Source organism: Cyanobacteriota bacterium (assembly GCA_025054735.1).
In the GTDB taxonomy this organism is placed as follows: domain Bacteria; phylum Cyanobacteriota; class Cyanobacteriia; order SKYG9; family SKYG9; genus SKYG9.
Map to the genome: position 1 here is coordinate 1 of JANWZG010000186.1, position 7,237 is coordinate 7,237.

The window sequence follows — 7,237 nt, forward strand, 5'->3', positions numbered from 1 at the left end:
CCAGCTACTGGGCGTTATCGTCTCAAGCGGGCGATCGACCGTAACAAAGACCAGTCCTATTTTCTCTATGACCTTAGTCAAGACATTTTGGCAAAAACCCTATTTCCCCTAGGTGAGTACACAAAGATCGAAACTCGTCAAATTGCCGCCGAGCTTGGGTTACACACGGCCGATAAACCAGAAAGCCAAGACCTATGTCTGATTGAAGCTCATGGATCCATGCAGGCATTTTTGGACAAGTACATTGCCCCTACACCAGGGGAAATTGTGGATCAGACTGGCAAGGTGCTGGGCTATCACAACGGAGTGCATCACTACACGATCGGGCAACGGAAAGGTCTAGGCATCGCCCATAGTGAGCCGCTGTACGTATTGGCCCTAGATGCGGGTCGCAATCGAGTTATTGTCGGCGATCGCGCAGCCGCCTACGACGAGGGATGCATGGTTCAGCGGGTAAATTGGGTATCGATTACCCCACCGACCGACCCTATTCGCGCTGAGGTGCAGGTGCGCTATCGATCGCCAGCGGTACCAGTAACTGTGATTCCCTTGCCAGATTGTACCGCTCAGCTAGTATTTGACGAACCTCAATTTAGCATCACACCTGGACAGGCAGCCGTCTGGTATCACCAAGATGTGCTCTTGGGCGGAGGCATCATTCAGCCTAAACCTCAAGGTCAGCCACAAGCACAGCCAACACAGACATCTCTAGGCTAACTAATGACGGATGAAATATTAAGGAATGTAACGGTTTTGCCGTCATAATGGTATTCCTGCTTGACAGCCTTAGCAACGATCGCTATCGTGATTAGACATACCTGGGAACGCAACAAGCAGTTGTTATGAACGCTAATCAACGAACAGTTTTGAAAGAAGCATCGCAAAAAGAAGCGTCACAGAAGGTGACGCTGTACCTGTCTCCCGAATTGCACCGTCGGTTAAAGATCCAGGCGGCTGTAGAATCTGAGTCTATGTCCACGCTAGCAGAGCGGGCTGTTGCGTTCTATTTGGAGCATCCAGAGGTAATCGAGGCAGGTGCCCATGGTCAGACCCATCGTGTTTACTCTTGCCCTGCTTGCACGACACCAGTCATTCTTCGTAACGGTGAGATGGTGACCCTCAGCTCTCAAGTAGGTGGGCGCTCCATGAGCTTGTCAGATGAAGAAGACGACTTGTCTGTAAATGCTACTACTGTAGCCGCGGCAACGATTAGTTCTGGTGGAATTAGTGCTGGTGTTTCATCGTTGAGTGCAACACCCGATGAGTGTCAACGTGACTCGGAACAACTTGTTCCCTGTTAGCGCTGGCTGTTCACGATTAGTTTCCAACTAGTTTCTTGGTTTTGACTGGTTTGTTCATTGGTGATCTACATTGACGGATTGCATCAGTGGCAAATTTACCGTTCCTAGTTTTGTAGTTGTTCGCTCCGTCCTCTAGCAGGTTGTGATGGTCATGAAAGAAGAGCTAAGTATCTTAATTCAGGCTCAATACCCTCTGATTTACCTGGTTACCTTTGAAGAGGAGCGGGCAGAGCAAGCAATTGCAACAATTGCTCAGAACAAGCCCCAACGACGTGTGTTTGTGTGGACATTGACCCACGGCCTTGTGGAGTACGGGCAGCCTCGTAATATTGCCCAGCACAATACTATTGCACCCCAGCAGGCGATCGACGCGGCTATTCGTCAGCGGGAGCCTAGCATTTTTATCTTCAAGGACTTGCACCCCTTCTTGGATGGCTTGGGCAACGCAGAAGTCATTCGTTGTCTGCGGGATGCGATCGCCAGCTTCAAGGGCACCCAGAAGACTATTATCCTGATGTCCCCAGAGCAGCGGATTCCCATCGAACTAGAGAAAGAGGTTGTTGTTCTGGATTTTCCCTTGCCAGACATTGGTGAGCTAAATCAGGTGCTTTCTCAGCAGCTAGACCAGTCACGGGGGCGGCGATTGACCACCGAAGCGCGGGAAAAACTGCTCAAGGCAGCGCTAGGCTTAACTAGAGACGAAGCTGAGAAAGTTTACCGTAAGGCAATGGTGACAGCCGGACGGCTTACGGAAGAAGAAGTCGGCATTGTCCTCTCTGAAAAGAAGCAGCTTATCCGTCGCAATGGCATTCTTGAGTTTATCGAAGAGGACGAGACCATTGACTCGGTGGGTGGTTTAGAGGAGCTGAAGCGCTGGTTGCGGCAACGCTCAGGTGCATTTACCGAACGTGCACGAGAATATGGGCTTCCTCAACCCAAAGGTATGCTGATCCTAGGTGTGCCCGGCTGTGGCAAGTCACTTATTGCTAAGACCACATCACGTCTCTGGGGTCTGCCCTTGCTAAGGCTAGATATCGGTCGCGTCTATGATGGCTCTATGGTAGGGCGGTCAGAGGCTAACTTGCGTAACGCCCTCCGCACGGCTGAATCCATCTCTCCAGCCATCCTATTTATTGATGAAATTGACAAGGCCTTCGCAGGCAGTACTGGCTCTGCTGACTCTGATGGTGGCACCTCTAGCCGCATCTTTGGTTCTTTCCTGACATGGATGCAGGAGAAAACTTCCCCTGTATTTGTCATGGCCACAGCTAACCGCGTGGAGCGGTTACCGGGCGAATTTCTGCGCAAGGGGCGCTTTGATGAAATTTTCTTTGTGGACTTGCCCAACGCTGAAGAGCGGCAAGATATTTTCCGGATTCATCTCTCTAAGCGGCGATCGGACATCAGTCGTTTCGACCTCAAGCAGCTAGCCAACGTGTGTGAAGGGTTCTCTGGGGCAGAAATTGAACAAGCTCTCATTGCTGCTATGTACGAGGCATTTGCTCAAGATCGAGAGTTCACCCAGCTAGACATCATTGCTGCAATGAAAGCAACATTGCCTTTGTCCAAGACTATGAATGAGCAGGTCACTGCCCTCCGAGATTGGGCAAGACAGCGAGCACGACCTGCTGCCGCCTCCGTCGCAGAATATCTGCGTCTGGAGAATTAAAAGCTTTCACTCCTGCTCCCAACAGGAGGAAAGGCTAGCACCCAGCTAGCAGTTAACCACGTAGCTAACAGCCTCCAGGCTGAGCGCTAACCAACGTTGTATCTCTCAATATCCTTTCGGAGGAAAATACTATGTCTCACTTTAGCACTCTGCGTACCAAAATCACTGATGCTGAAATCCTGCGCGCTTCTTTGCGTGACCTGGGTATCACCGTCAAGACCGATGCTGATGTTCGTGGCTACAATGGTCAGCGTGTTCGCTCCGACATCGTTGCTGTTCTCGATGGCGAGTATGATCTCGGCTGGTCTCGTAATAGTGACGGCTCCTTCGACCTAATTGCTGATCTGTGGGGCGTTGCTAAGAAGCACAACCAAACCGAGTTGATCAACTCCATTAACCAGAAGTACGCTGTGAACAAGGCTCTGGCTGAAGTCAAGCGCCCTGGCTTGCAGAACGCTAACGTTAAACTGGTTGTACAAAAGTAGTTTCTCTGCGCGTTCCCAAACTGGCGGGTTAACCAAGCATCGGTTAGCCCGTTTTTTATGGGGATTCGAGCACCTTTACTAGCGGGTTAACCAAGCATTGGTTAGCCCGTTTTTTATGGGGATTCGAGCAGTGTAATTGTGGTCGAGGGTTATACGTCAAAAAATCTATAGAAATATGTAGAAAACATATAGAAAAGCACGGACAGATTTGGTACCTAAGCTGAAAGCAGACAGAAACCCCTGTCATTTCATGGTTTCAGCTTCTAACTCACTATTTAAACAACGATACTATTTGCAATGTAGCTTATATAACCTCCACGAAAATCAGTAGTATCACAGGCAACAAACCTGATGATGTATGGTACTTAAATAATATATGATACTTGACTATCACAAGAGTCCTTTTTAACTGAGGTACTCAACGATCAACAGTGTGGACTTGAAGGAGTCTAGACTCTATATAGCTTCCACACGGTTGCATATAGAGGGTTCATAGGCGATTTCGCAGAGCTTTGGAGTGAGGCTGCAATTGTTTGTAGAGTCGCGTCCAGTTTCAATGTTTGTGTCATAAGCAACAAATACTTCTTTGTAGCGCTATTCCGGACTGTTGCACAAATTAAGCGAACGTCGTAGAAACCCTGAAGTTTTCGTCAAGGTCAGTTTGGCTTGGGCAAATGCGTAAATTTGACTGTTCTAGTCGAACCATACAGGTCTGTCGTATTTCTCTGCCAGCATTTCCGTGTACAACCCTGTCCAACGTTAACCTATAGGTAATTGTCGAGCTATGTACTCTGTATCTTCATCGTCTGAAGTGTCTCGTCCCTTTTTGACGTGGCAACGCATTATTGATTGGGCACAGGAGCACTATCGTTGTCGGACGTTTGCTAAAGATGAGAAGATTCCTGCTCGTCCAGGTCTGTTGTATCTGGTAGAGAAGGGATCTGTGCGCTTGTCTGGCACGGCTCAGGTGACGGCTACCAATGCATCACGGTTGGCACGCATGACACCAGAAGAGGCTTTCTTGGGGTTTGTCGGTGCCGGTCAGCCTTTTGAAATCATTGCCCAGTCACCATTTACGCTTCAGAGCTATGCCCATGTTGATCAAACGTCTGTGCTATGGCTCTACTGGAATGATTTAGAGAATTGGCCCCACTTCCGTCGAGAAGTGCTGGATGCATTTCGCTATCAGCATCAGCGTAAGCTGCTGTGGTTAAGTACGCTGGGTCAACGCCGCACGATCGACAGACTGTTAGGTTTCTTGACCCTGTTAATCGAGGAATTTGGTGAACCTGGAGATGATGGATATTATCTGCCCTGGTCGTTAACTCATGCCCAAATTGGCAGTGCTATCGGCTCTACCCGTGTAACCGTAACCCGCCTGATGGGCAAACTGCGCCAGCGGGGACTCATCAAAACCCAGGGTGATGGTCTAATTTGTATTCCTGCGGAAGCGGCTGCCAACTTCAAGAAATAGTGCTAACAGTCTGCCTGTACATGGGCAGGCTGTTGCTTAGCAGCTAGCAAGTAAGGGGTTTCTAGGTTGCGCTAGAGTCAGGCACGCGCCAAATGGCATCAGCTACACGACAGGTGTCTCGTAGTTCGTGGACATCGTGGATACGAAGAATGTCTGCACCATTGGCGATCGCTGCACAACAGGCGGCTGCTGTTCCCCAGACTCGTTTTTGAGGATCGGGCTGCTCTAGGATGTGACCGATGAAACTTTTGCGTGATGGCCCAACCAACAGCGGGTAGCCTAAGGTGCGAATTCGGGTCAAATAGCGCAGGATATCTAGATTTTGTGCAAAGGTCTTAGCAAACCCAATTCCTGGATCCAAAATAATCTTGGCACGGTCAATTCCGGCAGCAATGGCCACTTCTGCCCGCTGTTCGAGGAATTCGCAGATTTCTTCAATTAAATCGATATATTCAGTGAGTTGCTGCATGGTTTGTGGTGTACCCCGCATATGCATCAAGACGATCGGTACCCCCAGCCCAGCAACAGTAGGTAACATCGCAGGGTCAAACAGTGCACCAGATACATCGTTTACCAAATCTGCCCCAGCTTTGATCGCAGCTTCTGCCACAGCAGATTTCATGGTGTCGATCGAAATTGGTGTATTAAAATCCTCGTCCTTCCGTAGGGCCGTAATCACGGGTAACACACGAGCTAGCTCTTCCTCCAATGACACATCCTCAGCATTGGGGCGCGTTGACTGACCACCAATATCAATGATATCGGCTCCGGATGCAGCTAGGTGTTTTGCTTGGGAGATGGCCGCATCAACTGTTTGGAATTGTCCTCCATCACTGAAACTGTCAGGTGTGACATTGAGAACTCCCATCAAGATGGTACGTTGTCCCCATCTGAATTCATGGCCTCGCAAGGTCATGGTCGTAGATGCAGTTGTGGACATGAGGCTCAGCATCATTACATAAGAATAGCCACTATGCCGTTAACTTATCATGCTCTCAGGCTAAAATGGGACATAAGTCATGGGGAGGTTGCCTATCGAAACCATCTACGGCACGCTGCAAGGGCTAAAGCCTAGCCAAGTCAAGCAACTTCAGCGTCTTTATCACCAACGCATTGTAACTGACCGTGTGACGACGGCAGAGTTCGCCCAGCGCATAGCCGCCATCAGCACAGAAATCAACCAGTCAGTCTGTGTTTATGTTAACCGTCGTGGCCAGGTAGTCCGGGTTGGCGTTGGTAGTCTTAGCCAAACCCAGATTCCTCTACTGGAACTGCCCCGCCATGGCGCTGAGCGATTGTGTGGGATTCGTTGCATTGCTACCAGTTTTCAAGCAGAGCCACCCAGCCAAGTAGTGCTGACCTCGGTTGCGCTTCAACGGTTAGACTCACTGGTGTTGCTAGTGCTCTCTGGGAGTGGTTTTGAGCGTCGAGGTGGGGGTGCTACTGGCTATGTGAAGCATGGCTATCTTGTGCATTTGCTGCCAGGGCCAACAACAGATTGGGATGTGTCACCACCTCTAAGCTTGGACGTTCTGGCGCAACAAGACTTTGCTACCCTAATCGAGGGTTTAGAAGCGGAGTTTCGCCGTGAATTTGTAGCCCGGCAGGTCGATGTTGACCACGATCGCGTGCTGCTAGTCGGCTTACAGACGGATAACGTCTCTTCTCGGCAATTTGCTGACGGCTTAGAAGAACTCAAGCGTCTGGTGGAAACGGCTGGAGGCGTTGTGTTGCAGACATTACGGCAGCGGCGGCCTTATCCCCATCCTCAAACGGTTGTGGGCGAAGGCAAGGTACAGGAAATTACTCTCACAGCTCAGGCAGTGGGTGCGACGTTGATTGTCTTTGACCGGGATTTGTCTCCAGCCCAAGTTCGTAACCTAGAAACCCAAATTGGGATCCGGGTGGTTGATCGCACCGAAGTCATTCTAGATATCTTTGCCCAGCGTGCCCAGTCAGGTGCTGGGAAACTGCAAGTCGAGCTAGCTCAGTTGGAATATCGCTTACCTCGACTAATTGGCCGTGGTCAGGCTATGTCCCGATTAGGAGGCGGTATTGGCACCAGAGGGCCTGGGGAAACTAAGCTAGAAACTGAGCGCCGTAGCATTCAACGGCGGATTCGTCGCCTGCAACAGGAAGTCAACCAACTTCAGGCCCATCGTGCCCGGTTGCGTCAGCGGCGACAACATTGGGATGTGCCGTCCATTGCGATCGTTGGCTATACCAATGCTGGCAAATCTACATTGCTGAATGCCCTAACTAATGCCGCTGTGTATACGGCTGATCAGCTATTTGCTACCCTAGATCC

At 50.1% G+C, this 7,237-nt stretch carries 6 protein-coding genes and 1 pseudogene; 6 read left to right on the forward strand and 1 reads right to left on the reverse strand.

What is annotated here, in order from left to right; all coding sequences use genetic code 11:
- The 5 genes and pseudogenes from mnmA to NZ772_10335 all read left to right on the forward strand — a co-directional run.
- Positions 1–717 (forward strand): tRNA 2-thiouridine(34) synthase MnmA (mnmA, locus tag NZ772_10315; GenBank protein MCS6813945.1); only part of this gene is annotated, 717 nt, incomplete at its 5' end.
- Between the two features lie 125 nt (positions 718–842).
- A pseudogene (locus NZ772_10320) lies at positions 843–1,130 on the forward strand (toxin-antitoxin system HicB family antitoxin).
- Positions 1,131–1,452: 322 nt separating this feature from the next.
- On the forward strand, positions 1,453–2,970 hold the full coding sequence (locus tag NZ772_10325; GenBank protein ID MCS6813946.1) for an AAA family ATPase: 1,518 nt from the start codon (positions 1,453–1,455) through the stop codon (positions 2,968–2,970).
- A 131-nt stretch (positions 2,971–3,101) separates the two neighbouring features.
- The gene (locus NZ772_10330; GenBank protein ID MCS6813947.1) at positions 3,102–3,455 is read left to right on the forward strand and encodes a DUF1257 domain-containing protein; all 354 of its coding nucleotides are present in this window, start codon (positions 3,102–3,104) and stop codon (positions 3,453–3,455) included.
- A gap of 784 nt (positions 3,456–4,239) precedes the next feature.
- Positions 4,240–4,929, forward strand: coding sequence for a Crp/Fnr family transcriptional regulator (locus NZ772_10335; GenBank protein ID MCS6813948.1), 690 nt, complete (start codon positions 4,240–4,242; stop codon positions 4,927–4,929).
- A 61-nt stretch (positions 4,930–4,990) separates the two neighbouring features.
- On the opposite strand, the gene folP is transcribed toward NZ772_10335, so the two are convergent.
- Positions 4,991–5,869 (reverse strand): dihydropteroate synthase, encoded by an 879-nt coding sequence (gene folP / locus NZ772_10340; protein MCS6813949.1) that lies wholly within the window; start codon positions 5,867–5,869, stop codon positions 4,991–4,993.
- 79 nt (positions 5,870–5,948) lie between these two features.
- Here folP and hflX point away from each other — a divergent pair.
- Positions 5,949–7,237: GTPase HflX (gene hflX / locus NZ772_10345; protein MCS6813950.1), on the forward strand; the 1,289-nt coding region annotated here is incomplete at its 3' end.

Excerpts from the sequence above, each read along its gene's own strand:
- NZ772_10325 (MCS6813946.1), top strand. The coding sequence starts at position 1,453 with ATGAAAGAAGAGCTAAGTATCTTAATTCAGGCTCAATACCCTCTGATT.
- NZ772_10330 (MCS6813947.1), top strand. The coding sequence starts at position 3,102 with ATGTCTCACTTTAGCACTCTGCGTACCAAAATCACTGATGCTGAAATC.
- NZ772_10335 (MCS6813948.1), top strand. The coding sequence starts at position 4,240 with ATGTACTCTGTATCTTCATCGTCTGAAGTGTCTCGTCCCTTTTTGACG.
- folP (MCS6813949.1), bottom strand. The coding sequence starts at position 5,869 with ATGTCCACAACTGCATCTACGACCATGACCTTGCGAGGCCATGAATTC.